7 protein-coding genes and 1 pseudogene are annotated in these 18,444 nt (G+C 64.0%); 2 read left to right on the top strand and 6 right to left on the bottom strand.

Annotated elements, in window-relative coordinates:
- Positions 1-382 (top strand): transposase (locus tag WJW29_RS11370; RefSeq protein WP_181689904.1); only part of this gene is annotated, 382 nt, incomplete at its 5' end.
- A gap of 33 nt (positions 383-415) precedes the next feature.
- On the opposite strand, the pseudogene WJW29_RS11365 reads toward WJW29_RS11370, so the two are convergent.
- The 6 genes and pseudogenes from WJW29_RS11365 to WJW29_RS11340 form a co-directional block, all read right to left on the bottom strand.
- Positions 416-1,339 (bottom strand): annotated as a pseudogene (locus WJW29_RS11365) (TonB-dependent receptor plug domain-containing protein); the annotation flags it as partial.
- 496 nt (positions 1,340-1,835) lie between these two features.
- Positions 1,836-4,181: a S9 family peptidase gene (locus WJW29_RS11360; protein ID WP_011259647.1), complete on the bottom strand. Its 2,346-nt coding sequence runs from the start codon at positions 4,179-4,181 to the stop codon at positions 1,836-1,838.
- A gap of 321 nt (positions 4,182-4,502) precedes the next feature.
- Positions 4,503-6,089 (bottom strand): family 43 glycosylhydrolase, encoded by a 1,587-nt coding sequence (locus tag WJW29_RS11355; protein WP_033013184.1) that lies wholly within the window; start codon positions 6,087-6,089, stop codon positions 4,503-4,505.
- Positions 6,086-10,450 carry an Ig-like domain-containing protein gene (locus tag WJW29_RS11350; protein WP_011409002.1) on the bottom strand — a complete coding sequence of 1,455 codons (4,365 nt, stop codon included), beginning with the start codon at positions 10,448-10,450 and terminating at the stop codon, positions 6,086-6,088. Before WJW29_RS11350 ends, WJW29_RS11355 begins: the two co-directional genes overlap by 4 nt.
- 238 nt (positions 10,451-10,688) lie before the next feature.
- Positions 10,689-13,505 carry a TonB-dependent receptor gene (locus WJW29_RS11345; RefSeq protein ID WP_041182199.1) on the bottom strand — a complete coding sequence of 939 codons (2,817 nt, stop codon included), beginning with the start codon at positions 13,503-13,505 and terminating at the stop codon, positions 10,689-10,691.
- A 521-nt stretch (positions 13,506-14,026) separates the two neighbouring features.
- The gene (locus tag WJW29_RS11340; RefSeq protein WP_041182200.1) at positions 14,027-16,384 is read right to left on the bottom strand and encodes a hypothetical protein; all 2,358 of its coding nucleotides are present in this window, start codon (positions 16,382-16,384) and stop codon (positions 14,027-14,029) included.
- A gap of 463 nt (positions 16,385-16,847) precedes the next feature.
- Here WJW29_RS11340 and WJW29_RS11335 point away from each other — a divergent pair, with 463 nt between their 5' ends.
- Positions 16,848-18,419: a S53 family peptidase gene (locus WJW29_RS11335; RefSeq protein ID WP_011259652.1), complete on the top strand. Its 1,572-nt coding sequence runs from the start codon at positions 16,848-16,850 to the stop codon at positions 18,417-18,419.
- The last annotated feature ends 25 nt before the right edge of the window (positions 18,420-18,444 follow it).

Below are 18,444 nucleotides of genomic sequence, written 5' to 3'. Positions count from 1 at the left end.
CAAGCGCATCTATCAGTCGGCCACGGCGGAAGAAGCGGCGGCGGAACTGGAGGCGCTGGACACGCAGTGGGGCGACAAATACCGTGCGGTGGTCCGCTTGTGGCGGGGCAACTGGGACAACATCATCCCGTTCTTGCAGTTCGTGCCGCAGATCCGCAAGGTGATCTACACCACCAATGCCATCGAATCGTTGAACATGGTCATGCGCAAGCTCACCCGCAACCGGCGTATTTTCCCCAACGACGATTCGGCGCTCAAATCGTTGTTTTTGGCCGTGCGCGAGGCATCGAAGAACTGGCGGTCCATCCATCACTGGAAACCGGCTCTGCAAAGCTTCCAGGTGATGTTCGGCGAAGAACGCGTGCCGATGAATGCGCTATGAAAAACCTGCTTACACAGTTGGCTTGACAGACCCGTAGTTGTAGGAGTCCGCGCTGGCGCTGTAACAGTGGAAATCGTTCGGGCCGGCGCGCCCGCTGACCCCGCTGCTGAGGGTGGCGCGCCCGCAGCCATTGGATGGCGCGAGCAGCTGAGATTGATCCGACCCGTCGTTGAAATTGACCGTGCCGGTGGGCGTGGCGGAGGAGCCCTGCTTCACCGGTTGGCCATTGGTCAGCGCGAGCGCATCCTTGGAGTCATGGCGCGCCGCTGCCGACACCGCATCGATGTTGTGATACGACAGGCTGCCGATCAGGCTGCCGCGCTCCCAGGTCTTGCCGGTGGTCAGCGTGAGGTTGCGTCGGTTGCCGTCGCCCTCACTGCTGGTGCCGACGTCGCTGCTGAACTGCACGCCATCGAAGCGCGAGCGCAGGATGAAGTTGACCACGCCGCCGATCGCATAGGAGCCGTAGACCGCAGAGGCGCCATCGCTGAGCACCTCGATGCGTTCGATCATGCTCGAAGGAATGGCATTGACGTCGTTGTAAGCCAGGCGAATGCCGTCAACCAGCACCAGCGTGCGTTTGTCGCCCAGGCCACGCAGCGAGATGGCCGAAGCCCAGGTACCGCCGCCGTTGTTGGTATACGGGTTGGTGGCGTTGCCGGCGATGGATGGCAATTCCTGCAACAAATCGCCCACGGTCGCCTTGCCGGTGGCGGCGATCTGTTGCTGGCTGACGATGACCACAGGGTTGGCAGTTTCGGTATCCACGCGGCGCAAGCGCGAGCCGGTGACCACCACGCTGCCCAGCGTCTGCGTTGCATCGCCACCGGTGGCCTGTTGCGCAGACACCGGCGCTGCCGCACCTGCCGACAGCGCCAGCAACAACGCGGTGGCGAGCCTGCTCGGTAACGGCTGCGTGGTCGTGCCGGTGGTGCGGGAGAACGGCAACATCGGCATGCAGTGCTCCTGCGTGGTATGACAGACAAAACGATGGGCAACACACGCCCGTGCCGGCATACAGCGGCGCAGGTCGACCTAGATGGCGAGGCATGCTGCAGCCAACCACGGGCCGCGGCCGTGGTGCAGACACGCAGACAACCTGCGACACAGGCGACCGAACGGCCGCGCAGCAATGCCTGTTGTCGGAAAGGAAGTGGGTTTCGCACTGGATGCGCCCGTGCGCTCCAGTTTCAGCAGTTGGTCACAATGTGCCTGTGCGTAGACGCTGCGTCTTGTCGCATTTGGCGACAGCGCATGCGGAAAACAGCATGTTTTGCAACTGAACGATCATGCGTTGTGGTGTGACCGCGCTTGCGCCCGCACGCATGCGCACTGCTGTGCGGCGACTGGGGTGCAGATGAAGATGACGAGAACCGGCACGCAGGCCGGGCATCGTGCTCGATGCGTTGCGCATGCGATCAAATCAAAGCACGCGAGCCGCGACGCGCGCGCATCACGGCGACGCTGCGACCGGTGCTGCTGCGGTGCGATTCCACTCCGGCGTTGGCGCTTGCTGCATCCAGCGCAGGAAGAAATCCAGCACACGGCGTTTGCCGTAGACGCCGCCGGCACCGTGATCACCGCCGGGCACGACCAGCAGATCGAAATCCTTGCCGGCCTTGATCAAGCGGTCGGCCACCTGGAAGGTGCTGGCAGGGTCGACATTCATATCCATGTCGCCGGTAACCAGCAACAGATGCCCCTGCAGACGTGCGGCGTGCTCCACGTTCGACGATTCGGCGTACCACGGGCCTACCGGCCAGCCCATCCACTGCTCGTTCCACCAGATCTTGTCCATGCGGTTGTCGTGACAACCGGAATTGGCCACGCCCGCCACATAGAACTCCGGATGAAACAGCAGCGCCCCCAGTGCGTTCTGACCGCCTGCCGAGGTGCCGTACACACCGACACCGCCGTGGATGTCATACCACGGGTAGTGCGCGGCAGCAGCTTTGTGCCAGACGATCCGGTCCGGCAACCCTGCGTCCTTGAGATTGCGCCAGGCCACATCGTGGAAGGCGCGCGATCGGTTGTTGGTGCCCATGCCATCGATGGATGCCACCGCAAAACCCAGCCCGGTGAGCGATGGTGTGGCGGTGCTGAAACTCTTGGGGACGAATGAGCCCTGCGGACCGGCATAGATGTCTTCAATGACGCGGTAGTGCTGCTGCGGATCGAGCTGCAGCGGGCGATAGATGACGCCCCAGATGTCGGTCTTGCCATCGCGCCCGGTGGTATGGAACGGCAGCGGCGCCTGCCACCCTGCCGCCAGCAGGCGGCTCAGGTCGGTGCGCTCCACGGTGCGTGCCAGGCTGCCATCTGCGCTGCGCCGCAGCTCCAGTACCGGGCCCAGATCCACCCGCGAGTACAGGTCCAGCATCCACTTTCCATCCGGCGAATAGCGCACCTCATGATCGGCAGCAACCGGCGTCAGTGCGGTGAGCCCGCTGCCGTCCAGGCCGATGCGATAGGCGTGGCGGTCATAGGGGTCTTCGCCGGGCTGCATGCCGGAGGCAGTGAAGTACACCTGCCCTGCGGCTTCGTCGATGCGATCGAGCTTGCGCACTACCCAGTCGCCACGGGTGATCTGGCGGATCACCTCGCCGCTGCGGCCGTCGTACAGATACAGATGCTCCCAGCCATCGCGCTCGGATGCCCACACGATCTGCGCGCCATCGTCCAGATCCTGGCGTGCGTGCTTACCGCCGTTTTCATGCACGCCACTGAGCTCGGAGTATTCGATAAACGTAGGCGAAGTTTCTTCGATCAGCGTGCGCGCGGCGGCGGTGCGTGCATCGACTTCAATCACCCGGTACAGCTGGTGGCCGCGTGCGTTGTATTCGAAGGTGAGCCCGCGACTGTCCTTCCACCAGACCATCTCGCTCAAGGTGAAGGCATTGGGCAGCAGGGTCATCGCTACCGAATACGCTGCGTGCGTGGCGACGTCGAACAACACCGGCTGCATCACCGGCAACGCATCGCCCGGCTTGGGGTAGACCTGCTGATGCAATTTCGGCTGCACCTGATCGGCCGGCGCCGATTCGATGTAATACACCATGCGCGGCGGTGGCGCCTTGACCCGATACGCCGCCAGATGCTGCGAATCCGGCGACCACACCACGCTGTCGAGCGCGTAGTAATCCTCTGCACTGCCATCATGGCTGAGCACGCTGCGCTCGTTACTTCCGACAGGCGCGATGATCAGATTGGCCCGTTCCACCCAGGCGCGCCAGCGACCATCCGGCGACACGATGGCCTGGCGTTCGCCCTGCTTGAGCGGCAGGCGCATGTCCATCGATTCGGCCGGCACATCGCGTTCGGGCAACTGTGCGCAGCGATCGCGCAGCAGATCGCATTGCCAGCCCAGCTTCGCCAACTGGAAGCTCAGGCGCTGCTGTTTCAGGACGGGCTTCTCCAGCTGCAGGCGCCCTGCATCGACCGCCTTGGCACCGGCTTGCGTCAAGGCTGCGGCCAGCCGCGCGTGATCGAAGGCCAATGTGTTGCGGCCGCTGGCGGCTTCCACCAAGCGGTATTCGATCGCCGGCAGCTGGTTGCTGCGTGCCACTTCACGCCGATACAGAAAATGCCCGGCATCCACCCACACCGGTGCCGTGGGCTGCCGGTCCACCAGCGAGGCGTAATGATCGGACAAACCCATTGCCTGCGCGTACTGCGCTGGCGTGGGCGCTGCCAGCGGCGCTGCAGTCGCTGACAGGAGCGGCATGAGTGCGAGAGACAAGCACCACGCTGCGATGGTGGGTAAGCGCATGGCGGGGATATGTGGCACCTGCGACCTCATGGAAAGTGTGGAACACAGCTTGGCGTTGAGGGACGATGGCCGAGCCCCTGGCTGCAATGGCTGCGGCAGACACACTCGATGCATGTTGCGGCGGGTCGCCAGGCAGCGCTGGTGCGCTGACTATCTGCATCCGGAGCCTCTGCTGGCTATGTGGCGTGAAGCGCATAAGCACGCCTGAACACCCGGTGCGCGTTCGCGAAGCACGTGCGTGCGCGCGTGCGGCATCTGAGCCCCAAAACGTCATATACCGCCAGTGCACTCCGATGCCTACGCGCCCTCAGCAACCGTTCGACTGCCGCAGCTGACGCTTTGGCAGCTGCTTCACGGCGCATCGCAACGCTTGCTGTCGGCGGCAGTGGCATGTGGCACGCGTTGTGGCTGCGGTGCCAACACTTCCCACTCCTGCACCGCCAGCGCAGCGTAGCTGGACGCGTTGCCAGAGGCATCCATCACAACACGCACGCAGCGCGTCGTCACCGGCGCGAACGACACCGCTTCATCGTGATCGATGCGCGTGCCATAGCCATCGCTCGGCTGCACCGGCTGCCATCGCCCAGCGTGCCGGTACTCCAGATGCCAGCGCGCTGGCGGCGCCACGCCGACGTCGGCACCTGCAGGGTGGTCGGCCCAGAACACGATGCGCGTGCGATCCAGGGTGATCGGTTGCGCCCAGCTGTATTGCAGCCATTGCTGCGGTGGATTGTTCTCCGTCCAGCTGCCCCACATCTCCGGCGGCAATGGATTGGCTTTGACGATGCCGTCGTTGAGCGCGGCGATCCAGTACTGCACCGGGATATCGGGCCCATTGGACGCGGTTGCGTAGGCCGACGGCGCTTGATTGCGTTTGGGCGGCACCGGCGGCATGGGGCGCCGCGTCGGCACGACGGTGCGGATGCTGGCCGGTTGAGTGCTGTCGTCCCATTCCAGCCGGTCGATCGCCACGCTGCGGCGGAAATGCCCGCCGCCCTGCGCGTCGGCGGTGTGATACACCAGATACCACTGCCGTTGAAATTCGACGATGCCCGGATGCGAGGTAGTCGAGGACACCGGCGGTAATACGATGCCGCGATACGTCCACGGGCCAAGCGGTGTTGGCGCGCTCGCATAGGCGATGCACGCGTGATACAGCGTGGGCGTGCATGGTGAAAGACGACCGGCGTTGTTAGCCGCGTACGCCAGGTAGTAGGTGCCGTTGCGCTTGAACAGCCAGGGCGCTTCAAAATAGCCATCCAGCGTGTCAACGAGAACAGGCCTTCCCTTGAAGGACACCATGTCGTGCTGCAGCTCCACGCCATACAGCGCGCCGAAGGTGCCCCAATACAGATACACCCTTCCGTCGTCGTCGACCATCACGGTCGGGTCGATGTTCTGAATGTCGTTGCGGCCCGGCACCGACTGTGAGACCACCGGACCTTGCGGGTGTGCATCGGCCCACGGGCCAAGTGGGCTATCGGCCACGGCCACGCCGATCGCGAAAGGATCGGCGTTGGGCGAATCGCGCTGCTGCACTGGCGCATACAGGTAGTAACGCCCATCTGGGCCTTGCACGATCTGGGACGCGTAGGCATGACCCTTGTCTGCCCAGGCAAAGACTTGCTGGGGCCGCAGCACATCGCGGTAGTGGGTCCATTCACCGCTAGCCGGATCGCTGCTGACGAACAGTTGCCAGCCAGGCATGACGAACGCGTTGAGATTGGGAGCAGCGGTATCGCGGCCGGCAATGATGTACAGCTTGCCATCGGCCACCAGTGGCGCGGGGTCGGCGGAATATTCGCTGCCGTCGGCAAGGATGGGATTGCCGGGTGCGTGCAGCTGCGTTCCCTGCGGCGGCTGCACGGCACAGGCCGGAGCGCTGGCCAGCGACAACCCGCAGGCCAGTACGACCACGCGGGAGAACAGACGCATCATGGTGCAGCCGCCTGGATCTGCAATACCAGCGGCACCGAGACTTTCCCGGCGGGTGCACGCCCTTGCGCAGTGCCGGTGAGCTGGATCTCGCCAGGCTGTGCGTAGCGCGCGGCTTCCAGCGTGGGCCATTGCACCGGCAAGCGTTCACGCGAACCGTCGTTGTATTGCACCGTGACAAAACCCGGTAGCGTCGGTGCATGCCCGACCACCGCAGTCACCGTCGGCAATGGCTGCACGGTATTGATCTGCCCGGGCGGCGTTGCGCGTACCCAGATGGTGGCCTTGACGGGAATCGCGCCTTCCACCAAGCCTTGCAGTTCCACCGCCCCTTCGTGGCCCAGGCGGCTGGCGGCCAGATCGGACCACTGCACCGCCACCGGCAGCACGCTGCCATCGGCAAAGAATGCGGTGATCTCCTGTGGCAGCGACGGCGTCTGCCCGGGAGCAGTGCGCAGATCGATCGCCTCCATCTGCTTGGGCAGCTCAGACAGTGCCTGCCATTCGTCTACGCCAATGGCGGCGTGCCCGTCGGACGTGGTCTGAGTCGTTAACACCACGCGCAGTCCGTTGGTCACCACCGGCGCAAAGCTGGCGGTGCTTGCGGCGCCGGTTGCCGCCGCGGCAATCGGGTACCCGCTCTTGCTGACGATGTCCTGCCAACGTCCGTCCTGCAGCATCTGCAACTTCCAGCTGGCAGGCGCGGCCACCCCACCGTTGGGCTGGTCGTTCCACAGATAGAGCGCACTGGACGACAGCCGCACAGGTCGTGGCCACTGATACTGCAACCACACTGTTGCCGGCTGGTCGAGCCCGTAACTGCCCCAGCGCAGGCTGCCACTGGGAAAACTGCCTGCCTTTGGGATAAACCCATCGTTCAAGGCCTGCACGCGGTACTGCATGCCTGTGAGTTGCGCACTGACACTGGCCATGGCCTGCAACGGGATGCTCTGTAGCGGGCGAGAGGCCGGGGCGTTGACCTGCACGTCGGCATGCCCCATCAGCGCCCCGTCGTTGGCAACCAGACGCAAGGTGTACTGCCCGGCACGGGTGAAACGCACCGACGTCTGCAGCGCAGCGGCATCGGCAAACACCGCATCGCCGCCTTCCGGTGCCTGCTGCACACGCCAGTGCACCTGCAGCGAGCCATTGGGCAAGCCGTCATCGCCGACGCGTGCCTGCACCACCACCGCACCATCGGCACCGAGAGTGTCCAACTGCCACGCCTGCACCTGCGGCGGCGTGTTGCCCGCGAACGCCGGCGCCGGCAAGCCGCTGTCGAACACCTGGATTTCCTTGATGCCCGTGCGCGCCGTGCCGGCATGGGTCACCACCACGCGTAGCGCTGCGGTCTGGATTGCGGGAAAGCGCACCCGATTGCGATTGCCTTCAGCCATCGTGGCATCGCGCACCTGCCCGGGAATGGTCTTCCACGCCCCGCTGCCGTCCTGATATTGCACGGCGTAGACCCACGGTGCTGCGTAGCCAGGCTGCGTTCCGGACGGAAAGCCGTTCTGATCGCCGCCCGGCGAGGAGCTGCGATAGAAGTACAGCACCACCTGATCCAGCGTCCGCATGCCGCCCAGGTCCAGTGCGATCCAGTCGCTGGCGGACGGCGAGCCTGCGGTGCCCCAGAACGGCGTACTGGCGGTACTGCCGTCCACCGCAGCCGTTGCTGGCAAACCAGCAGCAGCAAAACTGGCGCTGACACGCGCGCCCTGCGCCAGGTTGCGGCTACGCGCTGGTGGCAGGGTCACATCCACACCGGCCTTGGCCAGGATCTGCGCGATCCGCGTGCCGGCGGCGAACGACACCTGCGTCATCGAGGCCACTGCAGCAGGATGGGCTTGGAGCACTTGCGCGGCACCATTGCGATTGACCGCATCCGGCGCTGGGCTCACCTGCCCGCTGGCCGGGTCGTAGATCACGTGTGCCAGCCGATCCACGCGAAACGCCAAGCGGCCATCCAGATAGACGCTATAGCCCTTGGGGATCCGTCCGCCGTAGTGGCTGCCATCGCGATCCCAGGCGATGCTCAGATTGCGGTCGCGATAGCGCAGATTGTCAGCGGCGAAATGATCCCAGCCGATATCGATAGGATACAGCTCGATCTTGCCGTCGCTGCGCGGGCGAAAGCCCATCGCATCCTCGATCATGGTGAAGTTGGTCGCGCCCAGCTGGGTATGGTGGATCCACGAGCGGTAGCCGATCTTGCCGCCGTTCCTGGCACTGCCCTTGGCCCAGAATTCGTTCTGGTCCGGATAGCGGTTGTCGCCATTGATAAAGGGCGCCCACGCGTTCCAGTACAGCAATTTGCGATAGCTCTGCGCGTTCAAATATGGGCTGGGATAATCGCGCAAGGCCGAGCCCAACAGGCGAAACGCCACGGTTGCATTGATGGTGGAAAAATTATTGCTGCCCACATCGGTGCCGCTGCCGCGCGCCTGCATGTCCACCTGGTTGGCGGTGTAGAACGGAAACAACGGGTATTGCGCTGCGTCGGCGAACAGCCGCAATGCGCGCACATACTTGGGGTCGTAGTCGCTATCGCCGTGCTTGGGCATCAAGCCCACGCTGAAGGGATAGTAGTTGTTGGTTTCCTTCCAATCGACCGCTAGCCGCGGACCGTCGGCCTGGCGATGCTTGAGCAGATCGCCATAGAGCCCGACCGAATCGGGCGTGTCGCTGTGATCCTGCCATAACACCTCAAGCGTGGCCTTGCGGATGCGGCGCGCGGTGGCCTGCATGCGCTGCGCAGTGGCGGTATCGCCTGCGAGCACCGCGGCCTGCGCTGCCGCCTGCGCATTGGCATAGACATAGGCGCTCTCGGTGCGGTCCATGCGGATCTGGCCGTGTTGAGCGGCCCAATCGAACGACACCGCATCGGCGTCGTTACCGGTCATCGCTGCCCAGTCGTATTCGATCAAGCCGTTGTGATTGAGATCGTAGGCGGCCAACACACCATCCACGTCACCGCTGCCATAGCGTGCCAACTTGCCCACCAGCGCCGCCGGCCCCCCGTGGATCTGCATCGACCGCCATGCGGCGGCCGTGATGTATTGCGCGTAGGAATTGGACCAGTTCTCCGGCGAGCCCGGGTTGTCGGTGTACTTGCCGCCGCCCGCGGTTTCGCCCGCGCTGAGCCAGGTGCCATAGGCGTACAGCGGATTGCGCAGGTACTTCAGATCGTCCAGGAACATCCCGGCCGTCAGCACGATGGCATTGTCGTAGCCGAGCACGCCCTCGATGGCGACCGGAAACTGATAGTCGTTGCCGGGGACGTTGGCATCGAGAAAGTTGAAGCGCAGTACCCACCAACGGTAGAACAGGCTCTTGCTGATGTTCTCGTCAGGCGTGTCCAGGTACGGCAGGTTGTCCACCCACCAGTGGTTGTAGCTGGCCACATGCTGCTGGTAGGCCTGCTGCGGCGTTTGCGAGGCAATGCGCGTGTACTCGGCGCGCGCTTCGGGTAACTCGCGGGTCAGCATGCCAAGCTGCAACTTGATTGCCGCGGTTTCGCCGCTGGCGGGAATGTCCACCTCGCGAACCAGGCGTTGCCCCTCGACATGGAATCCATCGCCGGATAAACGCGGAAATACCGTCGTGATGTGGTTGTAGGCGTCGAATGCGCCGGTCAGCTCCTTGCCATCGGCATGCTGGGCAATCGGGGAGACTGCTTGTAGGGATACCGTGTGCGCCCCGCCATCCAGACTGGACAGCACGACACTGGCCACCGCCACGTTCTGTTCGGTGATGTACTTGACCAGCCGCATGCGCACGCCTGCGCCGGCATCTTCGAACACCGTCGTGAAATAACTCGGTGTCTGCCGCCGCTGCAGCGAACGCTCCTTCCATTGAACATGACGCTTGCCCAGCGTGGTGTAGATGTGGAACAACGCGTCGTAATCGGTGGAATGCCAATACGCCACCTGCCCGACGAATCCCGGCGCATCAGGCGCGTGATACGTCAGATACGCAGCGCGACCACGGGTAAACAGCCAGTCGTTGCGATCGTCGAAGCCACCGCCGGTTCCCTCGCGCGCCAGCATGCGGTCGATCCAGAAATCATTGCCCGGCGCCTGACCTGCGCCATGCGCAACATCGGCAGCGTAGATCCGTGCCAGTTGCCCGCCCGGCGCAAACGGCACCGCGCTGTCGGGTATCGGGTGGTCCAGGCCACGGAACAGCGGCTCGCCGATCATCGCGTTGGGCTGGGCGACCGGCGCTTCCTGTGCGACCGCAAGTGACCAGCCAAGCATGATGCATGTCCACAACAGCGCAGCAGCGCCGGTGCGCCGGGTCAAGCGCAACCAGCGCCGGTGCCGGTGCCGAGCCCAAAACGACGTCCAGCGTAACTCCCTCATGCATCCATCCCATTAGCGTGCAAGACAGCGCGATCGATGCGGCGGCTGGCGCGCATCGACGATAGACAACGGCGGTACTGCCCGCTGCATGGCACCCCATGTAACGCAGCGCTACTCACCATAGTTGTTTACGCTGTGAGCACATAGCTCAACACGAAGTAAAGCGACGCAAAGCGAACATCTCCGCGTGCCGTCGACATCCGCACGCCGACTGCTCGCTCTGTTTTGTCAGCCGCGTCTAAAACTCCACTCGCAGGCGGCTCCAGAAATACCGCCCCAGGGTGTCGTAAGTGCTCGCTTCGGTATTGGCCGCATTGGAGTACCTGTAGAACCGTGGTGGCTTACGGTCGCCCAGATTGTCGACACCTACGGCAAGCGTGCTATGCAGCGATGCAATCTTCCGGCTCAGCGAAGCGTCGTGATACACCACCGAGCCGATCCGGAAATAGGCGCAACTGCCATCGGCATTGGTGTCGGCGCAAAAATTCTCATACTGGCTGCCGTTGACGGTACGGCCCAAGTAACGTGTGTTCCAGCTCGCATGCCACGGGCCTTTGTCCCATGCCAGATTGGCGACTGCGCGCCAGCGTGGCATGTTGCCCCAGCTGGAATTTTCGCCAACGTAGTTATGCGCATCGCCCGCAAAGCGATAGCTGGAAAAGAACGTGGCATCCACCTCCGCCGCAAACGCGCCCCAAGCGGTATTGGCCAGCGTGTAATGGATGCCTGCATCGTAGCCGCGAGTATCGACCTTCCCACTGTTGTACGCGAACGGCACCGACACGCGCGTCAGTTGGCCTGCGGTATCGCGTTGAATCAGTGGGCAAAACGCAGATTCACTGCCGTCGAAGCAATCATTGACCACTTGTTGCACGCCGACACCGCTCAGCATGTCGTCCAGCACGACTCGCCAGCTATCCACATTGAGCGATAACCCACGCACCCGATCCGGGTCATAGACCAACCCGACATTGTAGGAGCGGCCACGCTCCGGCTTGAGCTTGAATCCCACATTGTTGGCGCCGGAGGTAACCACATTGAACTGTGCGGTATTGGTGAAGCTGCCATCGTTGGGCACGTTCGCGCAGGCCGGGTTTGGCGCACCGGTGAAGCCCGTACACGGGTCCTGAAAATCGGCGGTAGTGTCGAACACAGTGTTGTAGGGCGAGCCATACAAATCGCCCAACGCCGGCGCACGGAAGACCTGCGAGCCGGTGGCGCGTACCAATAGATTCGCAATCGGCCGCCATTCGATCGCGACTTTGCTGTTGGTGGTGTTGCCCCAAGCGTCGTACGTGGAATACCGCGAGCCGAGATTCAGATTCAAGACCTCAGCAAACGGCACGTCCTTCAGCAGCGGCACCAGCAGTTCTGCATAGGCCTCTCTTACCGCCTCGTCGCGCCCCTGTTTGAGGATGCAGCCGTCGTTGTAGTCGCAATTGCCGTCGGCATCGGCGGCGGCCACATCACTCGTCGTGCCCTGTACGAACTTGTTGGTGCGATACACCAGGCCGACCGCGGCCTGCACCGCGCCGGCTGGCAGTTTAAACAGGTCGCCGTTGGCGCTGATCTCGACAAAACGCATCTGGCTCTTGTCGATCAGATCCACCGCCAGCTGGGTGCCTCGCAATGCGGCGATGGTGGCCGGATCATTGGGATTGAAGACGTTGATCGGCGTGCAGCCGGCAATCACCGCCCCGGGCGCGCCGCACTTGACCACTCCATCGTTGTCCAGGAACGACGCGCCAACCGCATTGTTCAATTTGGATGTCACCGAGAACCCGTTACGTACCAAGGTGTCCTTGTAGTTCGCATAGCCGGCGGCCGCATCCCACTGCCAGCTGCTATCGGCAAGGCGCCCACGCAGGCCGGCAACGATATTGGTCTGGAACATGGTGGAGGTGTAGACGCGGGTATTGGCCTGCGGGGAACGCACATAGTAGGCGTCCAGTTGATCGCCGAACGGGTTGTAGTAGTTGTTCACCGCGTCCTGCATTTCCAGGTCGTAAGCATCCAGCCGCGAGACCGTCTTGCTGCGCGTCCAGAAGACATCCACATAAGCCTGCACCGCCTGGGTCACGTCGAAACTGCCGTGCAGCGAAGCGTTGGTCCGCTGGATTGGGGTAATCAGATACTGCGTGTCGTAGACGTTGTAGCTGTCGGTGGCGCGATTGTAGGGGCGGAAGGCATCTTCGCCGACCGGTCCCGGCGCGACGCCACCCACCGGTGTCAGCACGCGCCCGTCGGTCAGGAAGGCTCGGGTGTTGGCGCCGCGGATCTCGCCGACCTGTCCGTCGAGATATTTCACCGCCTTGGCCGCATAACTGCGGTCGCGATTGAACACCGGGTTCATCGAGTTGCGACTAAGCCCCAGGATCAGACCGCCGCGGTCCCAGGTCTTGCCCCATTCCAGCCCGAGCGTGCGCCGATTGGCATCGCCATGCGAGCTTTGCGCGTAGTCCACGGTGGCAGCAAAACCGTCGTACCTGTCCTTGAGAATGACATTGACCACGCCGCCGATTGCATCGGAGCCGTACACCGACGAGGCGCCGTCGGTGAGCACTTCCACCCGCTCCACCATCGCTGCGGGGATGGCGTTGACGTCCACGCCAGGTGCTGATGCCACGCTGCTGGCAGGCCCCGCCATGCGATGGCCGTTGACAAGCACCAGCGTGCGCTCTGGTCCGAGATTGCGTAGCGACACCAGCGCGCGGCCATGACTGAAGTTGGAATTGAGCGCAGGCCCGGTCTGGAAGCCGGCCATCATCGGCAAGCGCTGCAGCAGTTGCCCCAGCGTGCTCTGCCCGCTGTCTTCGATACGCTGGCGGTCGATCACCACCACCGGACTGGCGGTTTCGGCATCGACGCGGCGCAAATGGGTGCCGGTGACGTTGACCTGATCCAACGTTTGAGTGGCATCGTCTGCGTCATCGCTGCGCTGCTGCGCGGCAGCTGGCATCGCGGTGACTGCCAGCGCGAACATCAGCGCTGTAGCGAGCGTAGTGCTCTGTAAGGCAAGTCGTTGGGCAAGAACAACAGTGCGGCTGGGCGACATCGGAAATCCTTGTGCTGACACAGGGAACGGCCCACCTTCATGCGCAACCGCGCACGGCCAAGCCGCGCCGGAACAGCGGACAGATGGGAGATCGATCACGACAGCGACTGCATCGACCTGTCGGTTCAACGACAGGTGTCGACGAATGCAAGGACGGCAACTGCAACGGCACCGCTCTCCCCTGAGAGCGCATGCCGCAAGATTTTTTTAACGTAACCTAGCATAAATGCGTTACGTTAAAAAAATCTTGCGGCAACACCGCCGCGCCGTCTTGACGAATTTAGTCGAAACGCATGCGGAAAATCGCGTACTTTTGCCTGCTTCCGGGTATGCCTGCATTGCCTGAGCAGTGACACGCCGGTGCGGTCATCCGATGTGTCCTGGTCTCTTGTGAACGAACGCAGCATTGCGGCCGAGCGACGTTGTGGCACTGTGGTGCGCGATGTCTGCAGCACCACAGCGACCGCATCTTGTGCGATGCAGCCGTGCATCAGCGACGCTTGATCATCGTGCAGCGACGCTCACACGTACCACGCCTGCACTTGCACCAACGCAGCAGCGCTTGGCAGGGCGACGCGATCAGCATGCGGGCCCTGCGGTCGCACCGGCTTGCCATCGACCAGCACGCGCTTCAGGCGTGTGCCTGCCGGAGCACGCAGCGTCAGCCAGGTGCGCCTGGGTGCGCGCTCGGGCAACTGCACATCGGCACGGATGCACCGCGCCGCAACGTCGGTGCGCAGCGTCACGGTGACCTTGCCCCAGCGCGTGGGCGCAGCGGTGATGCCCACCGGCGCACCGCTGCCCAGCCATGCGCGCGGTACCGCGCGGGCAAGGAACAACTGCTCGCCCGCGCTGTCGTCGCTGACCAGCATCCAGCGCAGCAGCAGCGGGATGCTCATCTGCGCAGGCATGCAAAACAACGGCATGCCACCGGTGATGCCACTGACTTCGCCGGCGGTCCAGCTGCCGCGCGTGTGCACCTGATAGCGGTGCGCGTAGACGAACAGCAGATATTCTTCGATGCGATCCAGACGCAGCAGTTGTTGCGCATAGCCGTAGGAAATAAAACCGAGCAGGTCGCGGCTACCCGGCTCCGGCGGCGCGATATTGGCGACCACGCCAATGCTGGTGCCGCCATGGCCGCGCACGCAATCGATCACCAGGTGGGCCAGGTCGTCCGGCAACACATCGGCCTGCAGCAGCTCGGCATACGCACGGTGCGGCCATTGCTGTTCGCTGGTCTTTTCCTGCAGCAGCGATTGGCGGAAGGTCAGTTTGGTGCCGGGCAACGGCCCCACATACGGCGGCGAGAGATCGCGACGCACATTGGCACGCAGGCTGGCTTCCAGCCGCGCACGCAGTTGCTTCGCGCGGCGCTGCCACTGGGTGGCCTGGCCAGCATCGCCACCGAGCGTGCTCCATCCCTGTGCAATGTCTTCCCAGCCGCGGATGGTCAACGCGCTGTTGGCGTAATACGGCTTCCACCACAGCGATGGATCGGGAAACAGGCAGGCATCGGATTCGTTCCAGCCGTGCAGCAGGCCATAGCCGTGTGCGGTGCGCGGCAATGCCAGCGCCTGGTCGTGCAAGGCGCACAACACCTGCGCGGTAGCGGTAATCTTGGGCAGCAAGCGACGCAGCCGTGGCGCATCGCCGGTGTAACGCAGATACCGCGCCAGCAACGACAAGGTCAGCCCGAATTGCCCCACTTCCGGCCCACGCATGTTCGGCAGGCCATCGTCCTGCACGAACTCATCGAAGTAATTGTCGAGTACCGCCGCAGCCTGTGCGAAGCGGCCCCACTCCAGATTGGCGTAGAAAGAACTGGTGAAAGTGTCCTGGAAACCGTCGTATTCGTTGCCGTAATAGTCGCGTTCCACCGCGCCGTACTTGGGGTAATCGCCGCCGGGACGTACCACCAGCTCACGCGCGAACGCGAACTGCGCCATGTCGTTCCAGCTGGCATCGGGGAGCTGCGCCTGCACGGTGCCGTCCAGCGCCTGCTGCCAGTACGCCGCGAAATCGATCAACGCCGCGTAGAACTGTTCGGCCGTGGCGGCGCTGCGCGATGGCGCAAATTCGGGGTAGCTGTGCGTGTAGTGCACCGCGACGATGGCGCCGGCCTTGACCTTCATCGTGCGGTGCCAGGTCTGCACCACGAAGCGATCGCGTGCCCGCACATCGGCAAACACCAACACGTCGTACCAGCTGTCCGGCTCGCCCTCGCAGCGCATCACCTTGCGCACCGCCGGCATCCAGCCGCCGAGCACGCCTTCTTCGCGGCGTTTGATCAGCGCCGTTTCGCCAAGTTCGGCAAACGCGTGTTCCGGCCGCGAAGTGCGGCTGCGGCCATTGGGCAGGATCGGCATGGTGTCCAGGCTTTCGCGCGTGCCGACGAAAGTGGTCCAAGGCCAACGGCCGCCGTTGTCCTTGGGGTCGAGCAAGGAAGCCGGCGGCGGCGCCACATCGCGCACCTGCGCCTCATCCGGGTCGCCGTCGCGCAGCAGGCGGTCGGCCAGCAGGTCGGCGTCGGCCATCGCCACCTCGGCCAGCGGCAACCCGAAGTATGGCTTGCCCTCGGCCGGATACGCCGGCTCGGTACGCTTGTCCAGCCGCAGCATGCCGCTGTCGCTCCACACCGTGAGCTGGCCTTGCGCGTCGTCCAGATGCTCGTAGACCGTCCAGTGCTGTTGCAGGTGAGTAAAGCTGCACAGCCTGATGCCGACATGCGCGGCCGAAGGCAGCGGTTCCAGCCGGGGAAGCACTGGCGCAGGCAGCGCCGCTGCTGCGGCAGTTGTGGCCGGCATTGCCAGGACGGCACCCGCACCAACAGCCGCAGTGGCGGCCATACCCTGACGCAAAAAGGTTCTACGGTCCATCGTTGCGCCCTCGAATGATCGTGGCCCATCGTGCGCGCCTTCACGCACCGCGTCTTGTGACAGCGGTCAGACACCCATGCGGAAATCTGCACATCGCTACTGTGCGTGGGCAGCTGAACGGTGTACTCGCGGCGGCCGTGGATGCGCCAGGGCCGGCAGCGCTGCAAGCCACGCGACACCCTGTCGCAGGATCTGAGGCGGAAGCGGGCAATGCTGATCCTGCGGCACCCCACTGCCGTTGGGTGTCATTGACCGGTGGCCCACCAATCGATGCCTCAGCGCTTCGCATTGCAGTCCATCGCACGTGGCACCGGCTGCACCTATCACCCGCACATGGCATTGAATGCAGAAGGCCGTGCGCTGGCAGCGGTGCTTGTTGCAGTGTTCATGCAGCATGCAACGGCTACATTCCGACATGCACCAACCCACCTCGGCTCACTCACCTAAATGGAAGTCTCCCCGCATGCACACAGTCCTCGCTGGCAGTGAGCGCCACACCGTCCCCTCCATCCTGGAGGCCGGCAAACCGCCGCAGGACGAACGCCTGCGTGTCCTGCTCGCGGTGCGGATGCCGGCGTTGAATGCCGCTGCCGATGCACTGCTGCAGCTGCAGCCCAACACGCTACCGGTTGCATTGACGCGCGCGGCGTTCAGCGAACGCTTCGCCGCCAGCGCGGCAGATCTGCAGGCCGTTGCCGATTTTGCCGCCAGCTATGGTCTGGCGGTCGAACATTCGCATGCAGACAGTGGCAACGTCATTCTTGAAGGCACTGTGCAGCAATGCGAGGCCGCGTTCCATGTCTGCCTGCGCGAATACGTGCACGGCACATCGCGCTATCGCGGCCGCACCGGCCCTGTATCGATTCCGCAGGCACTCACCGGTATCGTCACCGCCGTGCTGGGGCTGGACGCGCGCCCGCAGGCGCAGACGCTGCCCAGCGTGCCTGACGCAAGCGCATCCCTGCCGACCGCGACGCCGCCGCCCACGCCGGCATCGCCGGAAGATGGCCCCATCATGCAGTACACGCCACCGCAGCTGGCGCAGTTGTACGGCTTTCCCGAGCACGACGGTCACGGGCAATGCATCGGCATCATCGTGCTGGGCGGCGGCTATGCACGCGAGCAGATGGCCGCCTATTTCGCGCAGCTGCGCATCCCCATGCCGACGCTGGTGGATGTGCTGTTGCCCGGCGCCACCAACACCGTCAGTCACGGTACGGCAAATGCCGATGTCGAAGCGCAGATGGATATCCAGATCGCCGGGGCGCTCGTACCGGGCGCCAAACTGGTGGTGTATTTCGCACCCAACACCGACAACGGCTTTCTGGAAGCGATCAACGCCGCCATCCACGACACCGAGCATGCCCCGGGAATCATCGTGATCAGCTGGGGCTTCACCGAATCGCAATGGACGCCGCAATCGCGCCAGGCCTACGACTGTGCGTTTCAGGCCGCTGCATTGATGGGCATCACCGTGTGCATTGCCGCGGGCGACGACGGCGCCGGCGACGGGCAGCCAGGATTGAATGTCTGCTTTCCCGCATCCAGCCCGTTCGTGCTCGCCTGCGGCGGCACTCGGCTCCAGGTGACGGCGGACAGCGCCAACGAGCAGGCATGGGCGAACGGCGGCGGTGGAGAAAGCAGGTTCTTTGCACGACCAGCCTGGCAGAAGGATCTGCGTCTGACCGATGCACAGCAGCAGTCACGCCAGCTGCGCATGCGTGGTGTTCCCGATGTGGCGGCCAACGCCGATGCGCAGACCGGCTACTACCTGTCGATCAACGGGCAGCCGGCAGTGATGGGCGGCACCAGTGCCGCTGCACCATTATGGGCGGCCCTGCTTGCGCGCATCTACGGCGCAAACCGCATGCAGCCCCATTTCGTGCTGCCGCGCCTGTACGGCCAGCCGGGCGCATTCCGCGACATCGTGGCAGGCGACAACGCCGGCTTCCGCGCCTGTACCGGCTGGGATGCCAATACTGGGTTGGGTGCGCCCGATGGTGCGCGCTTGGCCGAGGTGTTGCGACCCAGCTGAGCGCGGCAAAGGAGAGCGTGCCGGC

The sequence above is a fragment of the Xanthomonas sp. JL1 genome (genome assembly GCF_038405005.1).
The sequence above is the reverse complement of the archived record's forward strand: the minus strand, read 5'-3'. Positions and strand labels throughout refer to the sequence as shown.